17 protein-coding genes are annotated in these 24,347 nt (G+C 35.5%); 3 read left to right on the plus strand and 14 right to left on the minus strand.

Annotation, left to right across the window (positions count from 1 at the left end; genetic code table 11):
* Positions 1-106 precede the first annotated feature (106 nt).
* From IC221_RS02960 to IC221_RS02985, 6 genes are all read right to left on the minus strand, one after another.
* Complete coding sequence (locus tag IC221_RS02960; RefSeq protein WP_188167532.1) at positions 107-2,881, minus strand: hypothetical protein; 2,775 nt, start codon at positions 2,879-2,881, stop codon at positions 107-109.
* A gap of 282 nt (positions 2,882-3,163) precedes the next feature.
* A complete protein-coding gene (locus IC221_RS02965; protein ID WP_082026438.1) occupies positions 3,164-4,213 on the minus strand; it encodes a family 16 glycosylhydrolase in 1,050 nt (349 codons plus the stop codon).
* 257 nt (positions 4,214-4,470) lie between these two features.
* Complete coding sequence (locus tag IC221_RS02970; protein WP_188167533.1) at positions 4,471-5,442, minus strand: Ig-like domain-containing protein; 972 nt, start codon at positions 5,440-5,442, stop codon at positions 4,471-4,473.
* A gap of 344 nt (positions 5,443-5,786) precedes the next feature.
* On the minus strand, positions 5,787-6,134 hold the full coding sequence (locus tag IC221_RS02975; protein WP_188167534.1) for a hypothetical protein: 348 nt from the start codon (positions 6,132-6,134) through the stop codon (positions 5,787-5,789).
* A gap of 104 nt (positions 6,135-6,238) precedes the next feature.
* Entirely contained in the window at positions 6,239-7,897 is a 1,659-nt protein-coding gene (gene glgP / locus IC221_RS02980; RefSeq protein WP_188167535.1) for an alpha-glucan family phosphorylase, read from the minus strand.
* Positions 7,898-8,474: 577 nt separating this feature from the next.
* On the minus strand, positions 8,475-8,618 hold the full coding sequence (locus tag IC221_RS02985) for a hypothetical protein (RefSeq protein ID WP_156152282.1): 144 nt from the start codon (positions 8,616-8,618) through the stop codon (positions 8,475-8,477).
* A gap of 275 nt (positions 8,619-8,893) precedes the next feature.
* Here IC221_RS02985 and IC221_RS02990 point away from each other — a divergent pair, with 275 nt between their 5' ends.
* Entirely contained in the window at positions 8,894-11,926 is a 3,033-nt protein-coding gene (locus IC221_RS02990) for a PD-(D/E)XK nuclease family protein (protein WP_188167536.1), read from the plus strand.
* Between the two features lie 267 nt (positions 11,927-12,193).
* On the plus strand, positions 12,194-13,450 hold the full coding sequence (locus IC221_RS02995; protein ID WP_188167537.1) for a tol-pal system protein YbgF: 1,257 nt from the start codon (positions 12,194-12,196) through the stop codon (positions 13,448-13,450).
* Positions 13,451-13,483: 33 nt separating this feature from the next.
* On the opposite strand, the gene IC221_RS03000 is transcribed toward IC221_RS02995, so the two are convergent.
* The 5 genes from IC221_RS03000 to IC221_RS03020 all read right to left on the minus strand — a co-directional run bounded on the left by IC221_RS03000 (position 13,484) and on the right by IC221_RS03020 (position 20,830).
* Entirely contained in the window at positions 13,484-14,251 is a 768-nt protein-coding gene (locus IC221_RS03000; RefSeq protein WP_188167538.1) for a LytTR family DNA-binding domain-containing protein, read from the minus strand.
* Between the two features lie 12 nt (positions 14,252-14,263).
* On the minus strand, positions 14,264-15,298 hold the full coding sequence (locus IC221_RS03005; RefSeq protein WP_188167539.1) for a sensor histidine kinase: 1,035 nt from the start codon (positions 15,296-15,298) through the stop codon (positions 14,264-14,266).
* A gap of 102 nt (positions 15,299-15,400) precedes the next feature.
* Positions 15,401-16,732, minus strand: a complete 1,332-nt coding sequence (locus IC221_RS03010) for a TolC family protein (RefSeq protein ID WP_188167540.1) — start codon at positions 16,730-16,732, stop codon at positions 15,401-15,403.
* A 7-nt stretch (positions 16,733-16,739) separates the two neighbouring features.
* Positions 16,740-19,775: an efflux RND transporter permease subunit gene (locus IC221_RS03015; RefSeq protein ID WP_188167541.1), complete on the minus strand. Its 3,036-nt coding sequence runs from the start codon at positions 19,773-19,775 to the stop codon at positions 16,740-16,742.
* Positions 19,775-20,830 carry an efflux RND transporter periplasmic adaptor subunit gene (locus IC221_RS03020; RefSeq protein ID WP_188167542.1) on the minus strand — a complete coding sequence of 352 codons (1,056 nt, stop codon included), beginning with the start codon at positions 20,828-20,830 and terminating at the stop codon, positions 19,775-19,777. The genes IC221_RS03015 and IC221_RS03020 overlap by 1 nt, the downstream gene beginning before the upstream one ends.
* 328 nt (positions 20,831-21,158) lie before the next feature.
* Between IC221_RS03020 and IC221_RS03025 the strand changes: the two genes are divergently transcribed.
* The gene (locus tag IC221_RS03025) at positions 21,159-22,007 is read left to right on the plus strand and encodes an Rpn family recombination-promoting nuclease/putative transposase (RefSeq protein ID WP_223241273.1); all 849 of its coding nucleotides are present in this window, start codon (positions 21,159-21,161) and stop codon (positions 22,005-22,007) included.
* Positions 22,008-22,140: 133 nt separating this feature from the next.
* On the opposite strand, the gene ppk2 is transcribed toward IC221_RS03025, so the two are convergent.
* Genes ppk2 through IC221_RS03040 form a run of 3 tightly spaced genes read right to left on the minus strand, consistent with a single transcriptional unit; the run spans position 22,141 to position 24,187 of the window.
* Positions 22,141-22,941: a polyphosphate kinase 2 gene (gene ppk2, locus IC221_RS03030; protein ID WP_188167543.1), complete on the minus strand. Its 801-nt coding sequence runs from the start codon at positions 22,939-22,941 to the stop codon at positions 22,141-22,143.
* A 27-nt stretch (positions 22,942-22,968) separates the two neighbouring features.
* Positions 22,969-23,619: a viroplasmin family protein gene (locus IC221_RS03035; protein WP_188167544.1), complete on the minus strand. Its 651-nt coding sequence runs from the start codon at positions 23,617-23,619 to the stop codon at positions 22,969-22,971.
* A gap of 49 nt (positions 23,620-23,668) precedes the next feature.
* A complete protein-coding gene (locus IC221_RS03040) occupies positions 23,669-24,187 on the minus strand; it encodes a GNAT family N-acetyltransferase (RefSeq protein ID WP_188167545.1) in 519 nt (172 codons plus the stop codon).
* Between the last annotated feature and the right edge of the window lie 160 nt (positions 24,188-24,347).

The following is a 24,347-nucleotide window of genomic DNA, read 5'->3' on the forward strand; positions in this document are numbered from 1 at the left end:
AATAGCTTGTTGTAATAGCGTCAATAGGAAGTTTGTATATTAATAATTACTTGATCATTAGATGAAGTACATCCCTTCAGGAGAATTTATTCTTGAAGGGATTTTTTTATTCAAACTTTCTGACAAATTTATGGAGGTCAACGCCTTGTTCAAGGTTGAGTTTCTTCCTTAATCTATAGCGACTTGTGTCAAGACTTCTAGGGGTGATATGCATTAGGTCTGCAATTTCCTTGCTGCTTAAATTGATACGAATGAAGGATAATATTCGAATATCATTTGCTGTAAGAGACGGATATTTTTCAGTAATAGATTTGATAAAATCTTGTTGTATCTCAGAAAACAATTGATGGAAAAGGAGATCTTTTTTTTCTTTGTTGACTTCACTTTCAATTAATTGTGACCATTTTTTGGCCTCATTGCTTTTCATTTTATCAAGTCCAGCTTGTACCTTCATTAAGAACGTATCCTTATGGTTGATAATCTCCATGTATTTCAATAATTGCTCTTCCTTCAAGGATATAATTTCTTTCGCATTTTGCTGTTCTATATGTTTCTTTTCTGAAGTGAGTTTTTTGAAATAAATAGACTTCACTAATTTTCGTATCAGGTATACAAAAAGAACAATAATTAACAAAACAGGAAGATAAAAGAGAGGGGTTTCATACCAATATCTCTCAATACTGAAGTTCAAGTCCATTTCCCGTATTTCTCCATCATTGATCTTGCTTTGCAGTACAATCGTATAATCACCACCGTTAAGTTGCTGTTTAGTAAAAGAAGAAACTCCTGTTTGCCAAGCTGACCATTCCTTTTCTAGCGGTAATAATTTGTATCTAAATTGAGCAATATCAAAAGAGAGTTTATCAATTTGAAAATGAAATGTGATATCTTTTTCTCCTTTCTCTAATTCAATGCTGTTGAAATAGGGATAGGTATATTTTCTTCTTTTATTATTGATCTCTAAAGATGTAATAATTGGTTGAGGCTCTTTTGTAAAAGTAGATTGATATTTTACATCGAAAGTCATTACGCCCCTGTCTGTTGCTAATCTCAATTGATCTCCTTTGAAATTCAGGTATTCAAAGTCTTTATTAATGTCGGTATTGAACGGTTTCATTAACGAAGCGTAGGAGTGTATGCTACCATCAGAAAGTAGTTCTAGCAAATTCAATTGATGATTTTGTATAAAACTGACATAGTTTTCTTTTTCATTAAAAGCTAAGACTGCAACATCACCCTCTCGAATTGTTTTGAGTAATGGGTGATCCAATACCTTAAACTGTCCATTCTTATAGCTAAAGAACTGCTTGTTGTCCCCAAAAATCAATCGATTATTAGTGTCAAATACTCTTTTAAATCCCTTTACTGAGGTCACTGTTATGGTTGCATCTCTATTGAGTGTGATTTTAAGAAGATCTTTATTTTTGACCTCTCCCCATATACAATTGTTTTCTTGATCATAATACAATTTTGAAAATCCATAAACATCAGGTTTACTGACATACCATAACTTCCCCAAGTCTTTAGCATAGAGCATTAAGCCATCATAGGTCGAAACGACATAAAATGGCGTACCTTCAAAACGAGCGATATCAATAACCCCTTTGTTGATGGACATGTCTTCCAACCCCTTTTTAGTATATTTAGCAAGTCCAGAGTTATGACTAATGAACAGTTCATTGTCAATAATTTTAGTATTCCATATTTGTCCTTTTATCAGTTCTTCTAGCTCAAACTTATGGTACTGATTTGCTTTATAAAGTCCTTTGTTAGTCCCTAAAAAAGTTGACCCACCAAAATCTGTAATAGAGTAAGTAGCAGCACCATCAAATAATGTAGTAAAAGCACTTTGTATTTCGAGTTTGGCAATTCCATAATCAAGACCAAGCCAAATGTTTCCCATATCATCTCTAGCCATAGATAAAATCGTGTTATCTAGAAGTCCTTCTTGTTGTTTGGCCTGATGTGTTACCTTTCTTGATTGGTCCACTCTTATAAAGCCGTCAGTCACTGTTCCGATACCTATGGAGTTTTTGTCGTAGGAGATTCCCGTAAAGAAAGATTTTTGCTGAAGAGCGGATGATAATGGTACTTTGCTCGCTACTTTACCATCAAAACGATAGAGTTCTCCAGTATGAAGCGGTACATAAATTTGGTTCTGATGTACAAAAAGGTGACGAACTTGTTGATTGATGAATGCATCAATTGTTTGTTGAATTTGAAGTTTTCCATCTTTAATAAAACCGATTTTACCATTGCGTAGCAGTACCCAAGCTTTTTCTTGCCATTTCACTATGGCACTTATCCCCTCATAATAAGTAAGTATTTTGGTTACTTTTTCTAATTTATGATATAAAATAATTTTGTCTTCAGTTTGAAAAATAACGGTGTTGCCAACTACTTCAATATTCCATATCTGTTCATATTCCAAAATACCGATTGGCGTAAACTCAAACTCCCCTTCTTTGGTTCTTGAAAAATAGCCGTACTCTTTACCTCCTACCCATATTAGGTGTTCATCAATACATAATGCTCGAACTCCTGCTTTAGATGGTAATTGTGCTAACCCCCATTCTCCATGATTATGGTATAGCATTCCTTCTGAATTACCAAAATACACAATACCATATTGATCAATTTTTACATCCCAATTCTGGCGTCCTGCTTGATAATCCGTTTTGTTGTAATTGACAATATGTGGTGTTTTTACCCCTGCAAAAATAGGTTGATTTAAAAGAGGAAGAAGAGCCAAGAATATAAGTAATAAGCTCTTAGTATTGGGGTGCATCAGGCAAAATGGAGAATGTGATTTTTTAGTCTTATACTGATCAATAGGATATAGACAGTTGAAAAAAAACAATTCCAAAAAACTTGATATCATTAGATGCTGGATTAAATTTTAATAAAAAAGTCATTCATTTCATGATGGAAGTGGGGTATGCTTCCAATCAAATATATTAAAAATAAAAGTACCTTCATAGAAGTCTACGAAGGTACTTTATTCTATAATTATCTAACCTGAAGTATGAAAGATAGTTTAGCGATATTTGAACTTCATCGAGTCACTACACACTCTATTCGTTTGAAGTTTGTTTTAGTTATTATTATGAAAATGAAAATTATCAGAAAATCTTTTGATTCTTTTTGATAATACTGTTAAGTTCTATTGTAATTGATAGGCTCTGATGTAATCGATTTCAAACAGTACTTCTTCATCAAAAATACTATTGTCAATCCCTTTTACACCACCCCAAGAACCACCAATGGCCAAATTGACGATGAGGAAGAAAGGCTCATGGAAAGGCCAGTCACCGCTATCTCTTAGTTGAGCAGTTTCGGCAAACGTTTTGATTAGTTCTCCATCAACCGATACATGAATACGATCAAAACCGTTTAATTCATCCTCTACCCATTCCATCGTAATCACATGGAAGTCGTCGGATACGTTTGTTGAATAAGTTTTACTTCCTTTGGCATTTTGTCCGTTCATACCGTTCTTGTTTTTAGTATGAAGGGCGCAGTGGAAAGTATTAGGATCATATCCTACATATTCCATAATATCAATCTCACCTGCATGAGGCCATGAACCATATCCCAACATCCAAAGTGCTGGCCATGTACCTCTACCATCAGGTACTTTTAACCTCGCTTCAATTTTACCATATCTAAAATCTTTTTTGTCTTTTGAGACAATTCGAGCGGAGGTATATTCTTTTCCAAGATAGTCTTCTTTTCTAGCTTCAATGATCAAATGACCATTTTCAACTCGAAGGTTTTCTTGTCTGTCTGTATAATATTGCAACTCACCGTTTCCACCACCTGAACCATTTACTTCATACGTCCAGTTGTCCATATTCAATGCATCGCCATCAAATTCATCTGACCAAACTAAAGCATATTCTAGAGGATTCACTTTCACCGCTACTGTAGTTTGTTGATCACCTAAAGTTGCCGATATTGTTGCATTTCCACTTCCTACAGCTGTAATTACTCCATGGAATACAGTAGCAACATCTTCATTGCTAGATGCCCAAACTAGAGTGGCATCCGTGGTAGGGGCTTGTACAACTTTTACAGTAGCTGTTTCACCCACTTTTATTTCCATTGTGGAATGATCCAATTGTAAATCAATTCCGTCTTCTTGTGTAACGTCATTGCTATCGCAACTAGTGAGACTCATTAAACTGAGTAGGAGTATGCCTAAATATTTCATTTCTTAATTTTTTTGTTGATTGTCCTTTATAAATAAATCAACTGTTGATAACGTATTTATAAAATAAGGTTTTTTAAATGATGATGGAAGTGAAGCACCAGGATAATTCTATATTGATCACTAATGGAGAAAGGATCGTTTGAAGCAAATTTAATAATACACACTTCCTTCTTAGTTTTCACATTTCCTTATCCCAGTACTTGTACTTAAAAGCATCCTACCACGAGCTTGCTTTTAATCAATTATAATTGAATTCGTTATTCAGCTTTCTTGTAGAAGAAAGCAGCATCCATATCGAAAGTAGTACCCGTTGTTCCACCAGCTAACACTGCTAAAACATTTACATTTGAGATTGGGCTACTTAAGTTTAATCCGTTATCGATAAGATGGGACATCGGAATCTCAACAGATTGCCATTCTCCATCTCTAGTAAAGTCTGTATAAGGAGCAATACCTTCTTGAGCAGTTGGTCCAACAACTACTTTGATTTCTGAAGTACCGTCTGCAAACATCAATGTGTAAGATGTATTATCTTGAGAACTTTTGAGAGCAGCGTGAAATACATAATTATCAGGGTTTTGGTGAATAGCAGTCATATCGATGTCACCATAAGATGTACTAGCAAAGAAACCTGCTCCTGACCAACCTACTGAGCCTACGACTAAGCTGATCCAACCTTCTTCTAAACCGTAAAAGTTATTGCCTTGAGGTGTACCATTGTTGAATGTATTATCCCAGATATATAAAAACTTAGAACCTTCGTCTGGACGTAAATCAGCTGACACTCTATCTTCGATAGCTTCAAATGAAGTTTGATCCATTTGTACTACAAAGTATTCGCTTCCTTTTAATGAAGACGGTAAATTAGGATCTGGTTCGCTGACAGCAGGTTTTGTAACAGTTACATTACAAGATGCAGTAAATACTCCATGTGAAGCAACCACTGTCGCTGTACCTTCTGCTACGGCTGTAACAGTACCATTATCAACAGTAGCGATATTGGCATCAGAAGTACTCCATGTAATCTCCCCGTTGATATCAGCAGGTTCAAGACTTGCTGTTAATTCAGCAGTTTGTCCTTCTTCAAGTTCTACGCTAGTTTGGTCTAAAGCAATTCCAGTTGCTGATTCAATATCTTCAATGATTTCTTCTACTGTACTTTCTGTACATCCCATTAGCATGAAAGTAAGTGCATAGAAAGCTCCAATTAAAAAAGTTTTTAATTTCATAACGTAACAGATAATTAATAAGTATTACTAAAAATGATTATGTATTAAGTCGCTAATCGTTAGTATTTAAAATAGATCATACTTTGTCGGATATTCATTTCATCTATCGACTTTTATTCATAGAGAGGATTAGCGATTGTCTGTTACAATGTTAGGTGTTAATAATTGTGTATTGAAATTATAGGCGTCAACTTGATCATTACAATGGAAATGTAATCTTTACCAAATTATTACAACATTAATATGTAATTGATTGATATATAGTTGTTTGTGTTTGTTTTTGGGAGGAAATCACTTAAATAAAAAGATGTACTTTTAACACTTATTTTTCTGTAGTGATAATTTTATCCTTTTAAAAAATGAAGCCAATGGAATTTTTTTCGTGTGAATAAGTAGTTTTCATCTTGTTCATATTGGTATGCTTCTTTCTCAAAAGAGATATTTCTATAGGCTTTATCAACATTTTTGTGAATAACCAACCGAATTACAAACTCAACCACATACCAGCAATAGAAAAAAAGGAATAACATTTCTATTTGCTGCTTGAAATGAATTTTTTCATGTTGAATCATTCGATACCAATTGTTGGTATGTTGATAACTTTTAAATTCATAACGAACAAAAAGAAAAGGATAACAAGCTAATGCTGTAAAACCTTTAAAAGGAATGATATTGTTGAATATGATAATCATGTTCACAAAAATAAAGAAAGCGAGCCTACCGAAGTAAACTCGCTTAATATTTAATAACAAATTGCTTGAATTAATAATGTTTCATTGACGAAAACAACTAATTCTTACTCATTGTATAATTTTTCGTAGTACTGTAACGCCATACGGTTAGCGTCGAAGTAAGGAAGAACGTCACGCATAGAGTTTTTCACACGCTCAGTCCAAGTATCAGGCTCATCATAGTACATAGGAATGATTTCATTCTCTAAGATGTCTAATAAGCTGTTCAAATCTTGCTCGTCTTGCTCATGAACTGGAGCGTTCAAGTCTGCTAATGGAAGAACGAAAGAGTTCTCACCGTTAGCGAATTCAGGGATCCAACCATCATCAGTAGAAAGGTTGATACCACCGTTCATCGCTGAAGTCATACCTGAAGTACCAGATGCCTCGCGAGGTACACGAGGGTTGTTTAACCATACGTCAGAACCTTGCTTCAACTTACGAGAAAGTTTTAATTCATAACCTACTAATACAGCCATGTTGCTGTAAGATTTCGATAAGTGAACTAATTGGTTGAACGTAGAAACCGCACCGTAATCCATTGGGTAAGGCTTACCTGCCCAGATGATTTGGATTGGCTTGTCAGGGTTGTTCATGATACGGTCGAAACGCTCTTTGTTTCTTGTGATCAAGTCCGCACGTTTATAAGCTGCAAAACGACGAGCCCAAACGATAGTAAGTCTCTTAGGGTCCATTAATTTACCCGTTTGATCCGCTACTGTTTCGAATAATTTCGCTTTTAAGTAACGCTTACGTTTGATTAATTGCTCATCTTCTTCCTTGTGAAGAGCATTGTATAATTGCTCATCAGCCCAGTAAGTACGGTTTTGAGCGTTTGTGATAGAAGTAATACGGCAGATGTTACCATATTTGTTCCACATATCGTTAGATACTTCACCGTGTAATTTAGATACACCGTTGGCTACTCTAGCTAGACGTAGACAAGCTAGTGAGTGATCGAAAGTATCGTCTTGGATACCAGTGATCTTACGAACTTGGTCTAATGGAATACCATTGAAGTAACCTAATTTATTTAAGAAGTGGATATCGTGTTTCTCGTTACCAGCTTCTTCAGGAGTGTGAGTAGTGAATACTAATAATTCTTTCACTTTCTCCATATCACCGTCAAACTTGTTCGTTAAGTGGAACGCTGCCGGTAATGCGTGTGCTTCGTTGAAGTGGTAAACTTCCGCGTTGTATTCCAACTCGTCAAGAAGTTTAGCGCCACCTAAACCTAAAAGCATATATTGAGCTACTTTTGCAGAAGCATCAGCGTCATAAAGACGGTGAGAGATTGACTGCGATAAGTAGTCGTTTTCAGGAAGGTCAGTTGTTAAGAAGAACATCGGTACAGTATTGAACACACCTGGACGTAAGTACTTCGCAGTTACCCAAACTGGGTGACCATTTACCTGAATAGTAAATTTAATGTTTGTGTCTTCTAAGAAGTTGTTGATCTTCTCTTGGAATAAGGCATCCATCTCCTGGTTACCTTTACGTACTTGGTCATAGTAACCATATTTCCAAAGAATACCAATACCGATAAAGTTTTGGTTTAACTCATAAGCAGAACGCATGTGCGAACCCGCTAAGAAACCAAGACCACCAGAATAAATCTTGAATGGTTGGTCAATAGCGAACTCCATACAGAAGTAGGCTACACGTTTTTTATATTTTGGGTCGTAAGCATAAGGGTGCTTAAAATCTTGTTCGAAACGTGACATATTAATATTAAAATTTAATTGTTTTATTGTTTACATGCATTAAGTGACGTCGTTATGACGTTTCTTAATGCATGTGCAATTTTTATAAATTATTTATGGATTAGTATGATGTAGGTCATCAAAATAAGAAAGATTTTATGTAACCGGTTGCGAAACCGTTGTAATGTTAAAGATTAAACTAAAAATATAACTTTATTCACATTTTTAATTCAAAAAATTCTCTTTTTAAGAAATATTTCCAAATAAATTTTCGAGTATTTTACATAAATAAGATAATATTTAGATAATCCTCTTCCGACTTGTTAAAGAACAACATGCTTTGGGGGTAATGTTGTCATTTTCTTGAGGATAAGCGATTAAGCTTAACGTGGATTTTGTTGCAAATTAAAAACTAGTTATCAAATTAAGATGAACGTGATGTGAATTGCATGTAATAATAAAAATAAGGGTCAAATTACACTTAATCAAAAACAGTAAAGAATTGAATATAGTTCAATATCTATCTAAGCTATTTCTACAAAAAGGGTAAAATTTGTGGTGAAAATGTGCTTATTTCTTAACTAATGATGTAGCTATTCTAAGAAGGTTGATGGAGCGTATTTTTAGGGCTTTTTCTAGTCCATTTTCTCATTTGAAAGTAGGCACCAATCATTAACGCTAATGCTCCCATTCCAAACCAGGTGATAAAGGAGACTAATTGTATGCCTAGCCATGTAATCATTTTTAGGAAGGGGGTAAAGAGAAATAATAAACTTAAAAGAAAGAATCCGAATATTACTTTGAAGATATTCATAGTATGGAAGTAAAAGGGTTATTTGATGAGAGAATGAAATGCAATTGATTATTAAAATACAGCGAGATAACTGCGATTTAGTTTCGTGAACGTAAGATACAAAAAAATGTTGCCTTCATAAAAAATACATAGAAAGTATTAATCTTCTTTTGTGATCTATGATCTGTTTGTATTTTCGTTGCATTACTTTTAAAACCTTACAGATGTCACAAGATTACAATCTTCCATTTCTAAAATCAGTTGCTCAACGAATTTATGCTGAACACCAGCAACAACTCACCAAAATCATTGTGGTGCTTCCGTCTCGAAGAGCCGGTATGTATTTCAAACAATACTTTGGTGAAGTAATTCCACATACCACCATTGCACCTGCAGTATTATCAATGGAAGGTTTTGCAGAGCGTTTGTCTAATCTTGTGAAAGCAGATGGTGTGACGCTACTTTTTAAATTATTTTCTCTTTACAGAAAAAAAGATAAAACCATCACTATTGAAAAGTTTGGTGCTTTAGGGAAATCATTATTGAGAGAGTTCAATATGATTGATAACAACCTTTCAGAAGAACAAGCTGAAAAAATGTTTGAGCATCTGAAAGAAACAAAAGCCATTGAACATTGGGCAGAGTCATTAGGCGAGGAAGATGAAATGATCGAGAAGGTGAAGAAGGAGTTGTTTGCTAAGAAGGAAACAATGGCGGACTTTTTAGAGTTTTGGGAGAATCTTTCTTCTACTTATTTTGAGTTTAAAGACGAATTAAAGAAAGAAGGTTTTGCGTATGGTGGATTGGCTTTTAGAGAAGCTTATAACCACCTTGAGGATCGAATAGATTATCTAGGCATTAAAAAAGTAATATTTGCCGGCTTCTCACAAATGTCAGGAGTGGAACAGGCCATTGTACAGAAGTTAACAGACATCGGGAAAGCACAAACGTTCTTTGATGCAGACAAGCAGTATTTCAGTAAATATCACGAGGCAGGACATTATTTAAGACGCTACACGGAAGGGTTTGCGAAACAGCATATCGATTTTCAAAAAGATTGGTGGAGCACGCATCCAAAACAGGTGGAAATTAAAGCCATCAGTAATGTAGTGGGACAAGCGAAATATGCGGGTGAGTGGTTGAAAAGTTTATTGGATACTCCAGAGAAAAGAGCTGAATTCCAAAAGACACTTAACCATACTGCCATTTTACTTCCTGATGAGGCATTGTTGCCTGCACTTCTGCGATCTCTTCCTGAAATCGATTTTGGAGAAGACAAGAGTTTGGCTCAAATGACCAACATTACAATGGGTATGCCTTTCTTCAAAACACCTCTGTTTGATTTGTTGAGAACAATCTTCCAGTTACAGGAAAGAATGAAACCTTCGGAAGGGAGTGAGAGAAGTGCCTATTTCAAAGATGTTCAAAATGTATTAAGACATCCTTATTTTCAGTACACAAGTTCATTGAAAGAATTTGAAGAGATTTCAACTACCATTTTGGATGAAATAGTCAAACAGAAAATGGTTTGGGTGCCTTTAGAAAAAATAAATGATTGGGGAGATAAGCATCCTATTTATAAAGCTGTTTTCCAATATTGGGGTAATGATTATCGTAATGCTTTGAGTTCTTTTGTTGAACTGATCAAAGTATTGGCAGAAATTTTAAAAGCAAACCCTGATACTTTAGGTATCTCTTCTTCAGAATCATTGGAAGAATCTTTTGAAGGGGAATTACTCATACAGTTTTATAAAGTCATCCGTCGTCTTCAAGATACTTTACCTCAATTTGCACAAGAAAACGGTCAATTATCCATTTCAGTGTTCAAATCATTGCTTTTAGAATTGTTACGTTCTTCCAATGTTCCATTTACGGGTGTACCAATTGCACCATTACAGATTATGGGTATGTTAGAGAGTAGAGCGTTGGACTTTAAAAATATACTGATCCTTTCTTGTAATGAAGGGAACCTACCGATCAAGAAAGCAGTAGAAGCGATTATTCCTTTTGATACTAGGGTGCAGTATGGTATGCCAACTTATATGGATAATGAGGCTGCTTTTGCTTATACTTTTTATCGTTTGTTCCATAGAGCTGAAAACTTAGTTTTTGCTTATTTAGATGGAAATGCAGGAGGAGACATCGGTGAAATGAGCCGATTGGTGTTGCAAGTCAAAGAAGAACTGGCAGAGATCCCTTCCAATCAAATTACCTTGAAGTCAGATGTATGGTTATTGTCAAAAGCCGATAAAGCGATGGCATTGCCTGTTACGATTGAAAAAGAAGAAGTACTTCAAAAAAGAATCAAAGAACGATTAGCAGGAGGGGTCAGTCCTTCGGCCTTGAATTCATTTATAAGAAATCCACTCACTTTTATTGATGAAAAAGTACTCAAACTGAAGGAAGAGGAAGAGGTAGAAGAAGATTTGGATAACAGGACATTTGGTAATCTGATTCACTTGGCTTGTGAATGGGGCTTAAGAAGAATGGCAGGGCTAAGCGATACTGATACAGAAACTCCTTTTGTATTGAGAAAAGAGCATTTTGAACAAGCGATTGCTGATAAGACTTTTATTCTCAAATTGATTCAGGATACAGCAAAAGAAGAGGGGGCTGATTTAAGCAGAGGACAAAATTTATTGCTCAAAGCGGTGGCTCAAAATCTATTGGAACGCTTTTTCAAAAAACAGATTGAAGAAATAGAAAAATCGAATGATAAAGCGATCACAATTGTTGGATTGGAAAAATTTGTAGATCATACCTTTGAAGTGGAAGTAGAAGGTGAAAGAATTCCGGTGAAACTTTCAGGTATGGCGGATAGAATTGATGTCATTGATGGACAATTGAGAGTGGTGGATTATAAATCGGGAGGCTATAACCCGGCTGATTTAGGAGTGAAAAACTGGACTGAATTATTGGAAGACGAGCATAAAGGAAAGTTTTTACAATTAGTAGTTTATAGTTATCTATTGACGAAAGCAGGTTTGGATGCGTCAAATAAAAGATTTCAGGGAAAACTCAATAATGCAAGAAAAGTTATTCAAAAGGAAAACCTAACAGACATTGATTTGGGCAAAGGAGTAGCTTCTGGATTTTATTTCTTTAGAAAAATAAATGAAGGTTTAAAAACTTGTAAAGTGGATCAGCCTATAGGAGATGATCAAGATTTAGACTTTCTTGAAAAAACAGAAAAACTGATTGAAGAAATAGTAAAAATGATGCTTGACACTGAAAAACTATTGGAAGATGTAATCTGAATTATAAAAAAACTTAAATAATTTAAATTAAGGAGTCGATCTAGGAAGTAATTTGTTTCTTGATGATAACTTAGGATGTTCTAAGTACTAAGGCAAAATTAGTTGACCATTAATTCTTGAATCTTTTTTGTGAGTGCAACGCTAAAAATGCCTTTATGGTGATTCTATTCAAACTTTTTAGGAGGCAATTATCGCAAAGTAAAATAAGAAGCAAGCAGTAGTAGAAAGTAATTTTGATTTAGAGCTTATTGGGGACGATCTATTTATATGCTAATTATACCTAATACAAAACGTACGTTGCAAAGATACTTTTCACTCTTTGTAGCATTGATTACCTCTTCCTTTTTTGCGAATGGCGCAAGGGCCCAGACTACCTTGCCGTCTTTGGATGAAGTAGATATGCTGATGACAAATCTGACTGTACAGTTAGAAATCACATCAGGTATAGATGCTATGTATAATTTTGACTTCAAAGTCGCAGAAGGACAATTCAACTGGCTTAAAAGCCATTACCCTGAGCATCCCCTTCCTTACTTCTTATTGGGCCTTTCACAATGGTGGAAAATTGTACCCAATATTGAAAATACCTCTTACGATAAAGACTTTTTTGTTTACATGGATTCTGCCATTTATTTCGCAGATAAGATTTATAAGAAAGACAAAGAAAATCAAGAAGCACTTTTTATTCTAGCAGGAACTTGGGCCTTCGAAGGTCGTTTGAACGGTGAAAGACACAATTGGGCCAAAGCTACTTTTGCAGTAAGAAAGGCATTAAACTATTTTGATAAACTCAAAGGGATGCCGAAGACGCCTCTTACGCCGGAGTTATTGTACGGTGATGGTTTGTATAACTATTATGTAGAATGGATCAAGGAAAACTACAGAATGCTCAGAACGGTATTGTGGATGTTTGATGGAGGAGACAAGGCTTTAGGTATTGAACAGTTAGAAACATGTGGCAAGGAGGCTTTTTATACCCGTATTGAAGCCATGTACTATCTCATGAAAGTACATTCATCAAGTGGCGGTAAAATGATTCGTGCATTACAGATCTCTGAATATTTATACAAAAAATATCCAAACAACCCTTACTTCCAAAGGTACTATGCACGACTACTTTATTATAGTGGTCGTTACCCTCAGTTGTATACCGTGAGTAAATTACTTTTAGAAAGAGTAGACGAGGGCATGTTTGGTTACGAAGAAATGAGTGGAAGGTACGCCGCTTTTTACCTTGGAGCCTATTACAGAGATTACCTCAGTAATCCCGAAAAGGCCAATTACTACTATCAGAGAGCAGTCAAGTTTGTAGAAGATATTGGTGATTATGGCTCAGGTTACTATCATTATTCCTTAGCGGCTTTGGCTCGATACGCCAAACAAAAACAGGATTGGGATAACGCCGAACTTTATTATTCGAAAATCCTAACCTATGCAGCAGGGAGAAAGAAATTGCAAGACGAAGCCAAGAAATTCAAGAAAGAAAATAAGAAAAGGAAAAAGGCCGCTAAAAAAAAGAAATAGCCTTGTCATAAAGTGAAATGACAAGGCTATTTTTTATTGATCGATCCACATTTTAAACGAGTTGGCCTTTAGACGGCTGATCATTATTTCGGGGTGTTCATTGGTGGTTAAGAATACGACTAATTTTCCACCAAAGTGATTTTCAAAACTTTTAATACTTTGGATATTGACAATACAACTTCTGTTGACTCGGAAAAAGTACTTAGGATCTAGTTGTGATTCCAAGCTTTCTAAGGTGTGATTTAAAATATGCTCTTTTCCACTAAATAATACTGCTGAAGTAATGTTGGCTTCGCTTTTTAAGTAGGCAATTTCATTGACATCAAGTTTAAAAAAAGCCTGAGTACCATGAATCAAAAAACGCTTTCTATATTCTTTTTTCTCTCCTTGAATAGCGGAAAGAATCAATTGATAATCGATTTGCTCCGATTTATTAGGCGTCTTACTAGCTTCCAGTTTTTCAATCGATTTGATAAGTTTATTTTCGTCTACAGGTTTTAAAAGATAATCTACACTATTGACTTCAAAAGCTTGAATAGCATACTGATTAAAAGCCGTGGTGAAAATGATGGGTTGAGGGATATGAACTTGATCAAATATTGAAAATGAAATACCGTCTTTTAGTTGAATATCCATAAAAATGACATCGCAGTTTTCTGCTTTGGGTGATGAAAACCAATCTACCGCAGTACTGACCTTATCAATTTTATCCATTAAATTCCAATCGGGGCGAAGTGTTTGAACCATCAGTTCCAACATTTCTGCATTGTACATCTCATCTTCAATAATTAAGTAGTTCATTTATCTATGGTTTTATAATAAGGGTAATTTTACTTTAAAATGTGTGGTTGTTTTTTCAATAACCAAAGGTTGGTCGATCAATATGGCAAATCTCTTTTTAAGGTTCTCCAATCCTTTTTTGGTAGAGTAGGCAGAAGGTTTTTTATTTAATGAATTTTGAATCACAATATATCCCTCTTCTTCCAAAATTTCAATGTTCAAAGGTGAATGCGTATCGGCAATATTGTGTTTGATGGCATTCTCAATTAGCAATTGAAAAGTCATAGGAGGAATTTCCTTACTCATGCATTTTTCAGAAATATTGATGTCTAGAAAAATACTATTCTTTGCCCTTTCTTGATGTAGTGAAGTATATTGTTTTACAAATTCAATTTCTGCTTTGACTAAGATCGTCACCCAATCCGAATGTTGTAGGGCATATCGGCTGATACTTGAGAAATTTTGTATAAAATTCTTTGCTTCTTCTTCTTTTTTCAGAACAATCAGTGACTTTAAGATACTTAAGTTATTGAAGAAAAAATGGGGGTTCAACTGATCTTGAAGTGCCTTATAACTCATTTCTAATTTCTCTACTTTAAGGTTTTCTACTTCCATGACCATTTCCAATCCTTTTTTGACAATTCTGAACAGTAGGAAAATGAAACTAATGGATATAAAGACAATAATAGAAATTAGAAGAAAAAGTACTGTGGCAATGATAGTATCTCTTTCATAATTGGGAAACTGAATAAGGTACATCAAGCCAGCCATAACTACTACTGCAACAATAGAGGAATAGCCTAATTGACTCAGAATTCTTTTCTTGAAGTTTTTTGGGGTGATAGGGATTTTTTTCTCTAGTTTTTTATCAATCCAAATAATGGATTCTACTAATATGACGTAGAATAATGTTCCCCCAATAAAAGGTACAGTAATGCTCATACCTTCAGGTGCTCCTCCCATTAGTAGCAGTAATAAACTATTGGATAGAAAACCCAATAGAATAGTAAGAAATATCCTTTTGATAATGTACTTGGGGGCGTATATGGTATCTTCGTTGTGAATCATAAAGGCTTTAAAAATGCACTCTACCAAATGTAAAAAACTTTTGGTAGAGTGCGAACATGCAACTAACATTACATGCATTTTCATTGTTGGAAATAACGATTACTATTTAATCGGTGGGTTATGAATCTGTCCTGTTGCTCTTAGCCATTTTGTTTTTAATACCTCATTATTTTTTAAGGCTAAGATCAATTCAAACTGCATTCTTAGTAATTCAGACTGTGACTGTAAAACGTCTGTTGTTGTATTTAAACCTGATGAAAAACTGATTTTTGTTTCTTCCAAGCTTTCTTGTGCTTGTGTTATATTATCTTGAGCGATCCCAATGGATCTTCTATTTTCCTCTAATTGATATCCAATCTGTTTGATTTCAATGGAAATTATTTCAGAAGCATTATCACGTTCGTGTATCGCTTTTTGTGTTTGAAGTCGGGCAACAGTTCTTTTCTCCTGACTTTCGTTGAAGTGGAAAATTGGAATCCTTACCGTACCACCCACAACTGCAATCGGGTCAATATTGTCCAGTCCATTATTTCCGTAGATATACATACCACCGGCCATTACACCTACTTGAGGAAGGTAATCGGCTTGTGTTACTTTTTGCTCCAGCTCATTTATTCTGATATGATTATCTAATAGTTTAATTTCAGAACGTTGTGCTAATCCAATATTGACGCCTTCTTGGATATTGATGGAAGAAGATTGAAAGGCCAATTCGTCCATAAACTCATATTTCGTTTCATCTTCAATTCCAATAATCTGACTAAGAAAAAGAATAGCTAATGTGACTTGATTTTCGGCTTTCACTTGCTCTAAAACGGCTTGGTTTTTCTGAACACTCACCTTCAGTTTTTCACTCAATGGAAGTAGACCTTCATTGTACATCAATTCCATTTGAGATTCCAAACTATCCAACATCTCAACATACGTTTTGGTCAGTTTTACCCCTTCTTTAGCAGCGATCACATTCCAATAGGCCTCATCTGATTTTTCAATCAATTCCGCATAAGTCAAGTTGTAATTTTCCTGACTCATCACTTTACCTAATTTAGCTTGCTCGTTGACCGCTTTTATTTTTCCACCAGTATAAATAGGTTGTACAGCAAAAACACCAGCAGTTAGGATACCTGGATTTTCCACACCAATAGGAGGGATAGTAGGTCCTTCAGGAATAGCCATGCCGGGGAAAAGGTCAAGGTTCAAAGTCGGCATCATAATACCTGTAGCTGATCCCTCAATACTTGGTAGATACGCTTTCTTGGCTAATTTATAATTAGACTCGGCCTCTTGGATTTGTAGAGCGGCCGTTTTCAAATCACGGTTGTGTGATAAAGCCATTTCCCTACAACTTTCTAATGAAAGGACTTCTTGTGCTTGAAGGCTAGGAGTGATCATTAACCACCCCATTACCATCAAAACCAATTTATTCATTTTCATAATTTTCTTATTTTACTTCAATACGATACATAGAGGCATACAGCACCGGAATGACCATCAATGTGATCAATGTACCTCCTAAAAGACCAGCCATAATGGTCAGTGCCAATGCGCCAAACATAGGGTCAGAAAGTAATGGTATCATCCCGAGAATGGTGGTCATAGAAGCCATCATTACAGGGCGCATTCTTGACATAGCGGCATCAATTGTAGCCTCCAATCTGCTTTTTCCTTCATCCAGTCCAATGTTGATTTCATCCAGTAATACAATGGCATTTTTGATGATCATACCAATCAAGCCTAATGCTCCAATAATGGCCATGAAGTTGAAGAACATGCCTGTGATATTGAAGCCGATACTCACCCCAACAAAAGCAAAAGGAATCATCATAAATACAATCAGTGATTGCTTCAGGTTATTGAACAAGGCAATGGTGATGATCACAATCAAACCAATGGCTAACGGGAAGTATTTGAATAGGGCTTTATTGGCATCGTCTTGAACGCCTACCATTCCTCCGTAAGTGATAGAATAACCGTTGGGTAAATGAATAGCTTCAATGTCTTCTTTGATATCATTGAGAAGTTCCACACCCGTAGATCCCGCTTTCACATCACTTTCTACACTGATACATCTTGTACCGTCAATTCTTTTGACTGCAAAATCTTCTAGGTCCACCTTTATGGAATCGGTGATATGTGCCAATGGAACACTGAACTGAGAACGTTCGCCCCAAACGGGTACATTGCCAATATTTTCAATATTCTGATCCAATGAAGTTTTACTTTTTAGCACAATTGGAATCTGGTTTTTACCATCATAAAGGGCTCCGATCGGCATGCCATTAGATTGAATTTGTAAAGAACGTCCCATGTCCAATCGTGTGATTCCTAGTCGTTGCGCATGTTCTAAGGAGTATTGAGGCGTGATTCTCTTGGATTTATTGCCCCAATCATCCGTGACATTTTTGGACATTGGACTATTCAATAATATCAATTTGGCTTGGTTACTTAAGTCTCTTAAAACGGCAGGGTCTGGACCTCTAAACTCAACGGCCAACTCAGAACTTTCAAACGCCGCTCCGTATTCCAATAATCTATAATTGGCATGTGGGTAATTTTCATCCAAGAACTGTTGCACTTTTGGAATTACTTCAGCGACACTTTCAACAGTAGTCGTTTCAATGATAAATTCGCCATAGTTCATTCCTCCATTTGACATTGGTCGCATTAAAGTGAATCGGGCAGGAGGTCTACCTAATGAAAGTGTGATATTTTTGATGTTGTCAAATTGCTCGATTTCTCCTTCAATCTCTCTCATCTCTTTTTCCACTGCCTCTAGGTTACTTCCTTCAGGGAGTTTGTATTCGATGACGAACTGATCATAAGGAATCTTAGGCATGAAATCGACTCTCATAAATTGCATTGCATACAGTGACCCAACGAGAAGAACAGTAGTACCAATCAAAAATGAGTTTTTATATTTTAATGAAAACATTAACGAAGATTTGAATAACCTATAGATCGAATTATCATAAGGTGTTGGTTGATCTTCCTGTCTTTTGTTGCCTTCTTTTCTGTAAAAATATTTCGCCATAAAAGGCGTTTGAATCATAGCGAAAACCCAACTCAGTAATAATGAAATCACTAATACTGTAAATAATGAACTTAAGAATTCACCTGCTGAGTGAGGGGCCATAGCTAGTGGGAAGAAAGCAAGAATTGCAATCATAGTAGCCCCCAATAACGGCATAGCTGTTTTCTTAGCCGTATTGACAAAAGCCAATTTAGGATTCATACCTTTTTTGAGATCTACCAAAATACCATCAGCGACTACAATAGAGTTATCCACCAACATACCCATAGCCAAAATAATAGCGGCCAAAGTAACACGGTGTAATGGTAAATCGATCATCAACATCACGATTAATGTACCCAAAATGGTAAACAACAATCCACTAGAAATCAATAATCCAGAACGGTAGCCCATTGCTAATAGCAGGATCACAATTACGATGATAATGGAAACGACAAGGTTGAACACAAAATCATTTACGGCTAATTCTACTCTACTCGGTTGTGAGTAAATTTCTTTGATTTGGATACCGGCAGGAAGTTCATCTTGAATTTCAGCCATACGTACACTCAAGCGATCACCAAGTTCTACGACATTGATTCCTGATTCATTAGAAAAACCAAGAGCTAGAGCTTGTTTACCATTGAAATATAAACCTTCCTGTTTTGGAGCAAGAAAACTTCTTTTGATGGTAGCAATATCTCCTAAACGCACTGTGCCTCCTTGAGGAATTTGTATAATCAAGTTTTCAACATCACTGATATCATCAAACTTATTTTCTACATTGATACGCATAGATAGAGCGTCTACATCAAGGTTTCCAGCATTGGCAATTTCACTTTGGTTTTTCATTTCCATTGCAATAAAGATCGGGTTGATCTTCATGCCTGCGAGCTTCTCTTGATCAAACAATACCTCTATGGATTCTGTTTGTTTACCAAAGATCTGAGCTCTTCTAATCCCGTCTACTTTTAAAATTTCTCTCTCAACAAGCTCTGTGTATTTCTGAAGTTCAGGTAGAGTGTACCCATCAGAAGTGATGGCATACAACATACCGTACGTATCTGCAAAGTCGTCGTTGACAATAGGACTGTAAGCACCACTTGGTAAAAACATTTCTACATCTTTGACCTTTCTTCTCAAATGATCCCAGAGTTGTGGTAAATCATCTGTATCAACAGTTTGTTGGATGTCAATTTGGATGACAGATAAGCCTGCAGAGGAAGTGGAAGTTACTTTATCGATGTTTTCTAGCTTCATAATACCACGCTCTAAAACATCGGTCACTTCCAATTCTACTTCATGTTGTGTCGCACCTGGATAAGGAGTGATCACAATGGCGGATTTTAAAGGAATTTCAGCGTCTTCTAGTTTACCTATGTTGAGGTAAGAAAATACCCCACCTATCAGCACTGCGATCAACAATGAGGTGATGAGTGCTTTTTGATCTAATAATTTTTCTAACATTATAATAGCCCTCCTATGTTTGATTTCGATGGTTGTTGAATAGGTGCTACTATTTGGTTTTCTATTAAGTCATACACACCTGCTACTACAATTTGTTCTTTGGTAGATAAACCGGACAGTACTTCCACACGTCCATCATTTAATGGTTTACCCAATACTACAATTCTTTTTTTGAGTGTATTCCCTTTTCGAATCACCCAAACTGAAGTTTCATTTTGTCCATCAAAAACAGAAGATAATGGAATAGAAAGCTGAGTGTTTTTTCCTTCAAAAGAAACGTGTGTAGTACCCAACATTCCTGATTTTATACGTTGGTCAGCATCTTTCAAAAGGAAAGTCAATTCATACAAATCATCTTTTCCTGCTTTTTCGCTGATGGTTTTGAATTCCAAAGGAAGATGCTCTAAGTGTAAACTTTGAATGTCCAATTGAGCCTTCTTGATATATTGGACTAAATGAAGTTGTGAAGAGGGAACTTTAGTAGTGACTTCCAAAGTGGAAACATCAATCATAGCTACTACTGGTACTCCTGGACCAACAGTGGTATGATCATTAATAAATTTTGAAGAAATATAACCTGAAATTGGAGCTCTTAGATCTGTATCGTAAAGCTGATTTTGAGCATTTTCGAAAGCAATTTTCGCTAACGTTACTCCAGACTTCATTTTGTCATAAGTATTTTCAGGAAGTTTATTGTTGTCATATAATTTCTGATAACGGGCCAATTCTTTTTGTGCCTGCTCGTATTGAGTCTTTGTTTGTTCTAATTGTAAGAGATAATCACGTTGATCCACTTGGGCGATAATCTGTCCCTTCTTAACATAATCGCCTTGTTTCACTTTTACTTTTTGAATGGGACCACCAATTCTAAAAGACAATACCACTTCCGTTTTCTCTTTGACTTGACTATTAAAAGTGATATCAGACTTCATATTTTGATCTGCTACCGTTTCTATTTTTACGTATTTTGTTTTTGCTTTAGAGGATTCTTCTGCTGTAGAAGTACACCCCATTATTATGCTTCCCATAAGAAGTATTCCGAGTAGTTTTTTCATGTTTAATAATTTTTGATCAATCAATGTGATAGATCAAAAGTAGTTGTATCAAAGCCTTGTAATAGGAGGGAAGTGAGTGAAGTGAAGATATTGGAAGGTGAAGTGATAAATTAGGAAAGTGAAGAAAAGGCTATTTATTTCATATACTCTAGTCAGTAATAGTCATCTGCATGGAATAAAAATGAATCCATCTTGATGAGGTTGTATAGTTAATTTGACGGATTAAATTTATATTTAATTGTTAGGAATTGGAATCGATTTTTAAATCGAAACATCTAAACACAATTGATTACCTTTGAGCAAAACGGATTTAAGATGAATAATAGAAATGTTAATACGGTTTGATTGGGCAATAAAGAGACTTTTGAGAAATAAAGCTGATTTTTCGGTACTCGAAGGCTTCTTATCCGAATTGTTAAAGGAAGACGTACAAATCCAAGATATCTTAGAAAGTGAAAGTAACCAACGACTTGAATCTGATAAATATAATCGGGTTGACATTTTAGTAAAAAACTCGAAAGGTGAATTGGTAATCATTGAGATCCAAAATCAAAATGAATACGATTATTTTCATAGGATGTCATATGGAGCCTCTAAAGCAGTGACTGAATGCATTTCAGTAGGAGAACCCTATCAAAATATTAAGGAAGTTTATTCTATCAACATCGTTTATTTTGATCTAGGTCAAGGTGAAGATTATGTATATCACGGAAAAACTGATTTTGTAGGAATACACAATTTAGATAAACTAATGCTTTCTGCGAAACAAACTGAAATGTTAGGTGGTAAGATTGAACCTGCACAAATTTTTCCTGAATATTATGTAATTAAAGTAAATCAGTTTGACGATACCGCAAAAGATACATTAGATCAGTGGATTTACTATTTGAAAAACAATGAGATCAAAGATGATTTCACGGCAAAAGGAATTACTCAAGCAAAAGAGCTTTGGAGAGTAGATACTTTACCTGAGGAGGAACAAAAAAGATACTCCCAGCATTTGAAAGATTTGAGGAATGAAGCGAGTCGTATTTTGACTTTAAAAGTGGATGCTGAGGATCGAGTTAAAAAAGAACGAGATAGGGAGGTAGCAAGAAACCTTAAAAACAATGGTGTTGATATTGAAATAATAATGAAATCTACTGGACTGTCTAGAGATGAAATTGAATCTCTTTAATATCTGAATTATTAATAGTATTCAGTTAAATATTAGTATTTTATTCTTCGATATTGAACACTGTAATGGAGAATACAAAAGAAAATCCTGTTAGTTGAATGGTATCACTAACAGGATTTTGAATATCTAATAATTAGTATTTATCCGGAACAAAAGTCTGATCGTCCAGTGGAGGTCTTACATAGCCTTCCTTATTAATAGGAGGAAGTTCGATTTCCTTGTACTTGATTTCTTCATAAGGAATTTTAGATAATAGATGACTCATGCAGTTTAATCTCGCTTTCTTTTTGTCATCTGCTTTCACCACATACCATGGAGACTGTTTGGTATCCGTGTAGGCAAACATATTATCTTTTGCTTTAGAATATTCCACCCATTTGTCTCTAGATTCTAAATCCATCTCAGAGAATTTCCATCTTTTGATCGATGAATTAATACGCTCAGAAAATCGTTTTTCCTGCTCATCATCTGAAACGGAGAACCAATATTTGATTAAGATAATTCCCGAACGAATCAGCATTCTTTCGAACTCCGGACATGTCCTTAAAAACTCCTGATATTGATCTTCAGTACAGAACCCCATTACATGCTCAACACCGGCTCTGTTGTACCAACTTCTGTCAAATAATACGATTTCGCCAGCTGCAGGAAGATGAGGTACATATCTTTGGAAATACCATTGCGTTTTTTCCTTTTCTGTAGGTACGCCTAGTGCAACAATCTTTGCCACACGCGGATTCAGTTTTTCTGTTATTCTTTTGATTACACCACCTTTTCCTGCGGCATCTCTTCCTTCAAAAATGACGACTACTTTCAGCCCTTCTTTCTTTACCCACTCCTGCATTTTTACAAACTCTGTTTGTAGTCTTTCTAATTCCTGTTCGTAATAGTCTTTTTGTAGTTTTCCTTTTTTGGTATACTTGTCTTCGCTCATTATGGTAATTTTTAGATGTAGGTAAAATTATTTTCTTCCGAAGTCGGCAGGGATTTCACCCCAAGCTTTAGTTTCCCACTTGCGGATTGGATTCATGTATGTATTGTTTTCAAGCCACTTGATTGCTTTATCTACCATATCAAAGAGTCCTTCATTTTTATGGTTTTTCTCAAGTGTTGTTTTTATCTTTTTATCTCTGACCCATTTCATGGCCGTCCTACTATCAGTGTAGACAATTGTTTGATCATAGCCAGGAGTTTTCTGTAAATAGGCCAAGGCATGTACAATACCTAAAAACTCACCAATGTTGTTGGTGCCATCTTCATAAGGTCCCATTTTAAATAACTCTTGCCCCGTTTCAATCCACACTCCACGGTACTCCATTGGTCCCCTAGCACCACTGCAAGCAGCATCTGTAGCAATACTATTGTTTGTGATCGGAAGTCCTACTGAAGGATCATAAACCTGCTTTGGTTTTTCACCTGCTTTTTTCTTTACAATATATTCTGATGGATTGCCCTTAAAAGCAATTTCAGCTTCCCTTCTAGAATCAAACGATTTGTATTTGGCACCTTTTACTCCTTGAACATGTTTTTGGCAATCTGCCCATGATGTATAAATTCCAGGAGTTCCTCCCGACCATACCACATAAAACTTTGGTTTCTTACTTCCGGCCATTCTTTCTTTTTCAATTAATACTAATTACTAAATTAACCACAGATTCGCCCTAGTCAAAATGAATTTCGTATTGATGCCATTTTTCTTTGTTCTCCTCAAAAAAATGCGTGAAGGTCATCCCTAGTTTCTGGATCACTTTTAATGAAGCCTTATTTCTTTCATTCGCTCTTGCCACAATTTTTTGTATGCCATGTTTTTGGGCATAATCGAAACAACCCAAAGCAGCTTCAGTAGCATAGCCTTTATTCCAATGATCTTTTACAAATCGAAAACCGATATCGATTTCCTCTTTATCTTCCGAGTATTTCAACCCACAAAAACCGATGTACTGCTCATTTTCTTTCAGATAGACAGACCATCTTCCATAATCGTATTTTTCATAATGATCATAACTTTCAATAAATGCTCTTGTTTCCTCAATGTTTTTGAAAGGTGGATCACCGGTATATTGCATCACTTCTTGATCCAAATTCATATTGAAAAAGAAGGGGGCATCATGAGGGGAAAACCTTTTGAGATAAAGTCTTTCTGTCGAAATGACAGTATTTTGAAGTTTTTGTTGCTGCATAGAAGTTTAAAATTGATCAGATAACAAATATTTAATGGTCTGAAATAGCCTAATTTATAGGTGTTAGCCTACTTTTTTCGGTTAATATTGAAATTTCTTCTTCTTTTTTCAAAAAGAATTTGAGCAATAAGGATATATCAGTTAAATTTGCACGCTCATA

This window comes from Flammeovirga sp. EKP202, from assembly GCF_014534745.1.
Taxonomy (GTDB): domain Bacteria; phylum Bacteroidota; class Bacteroidia; order Cytophagales; family Flammeovirgaceae; genus Flammeovirga.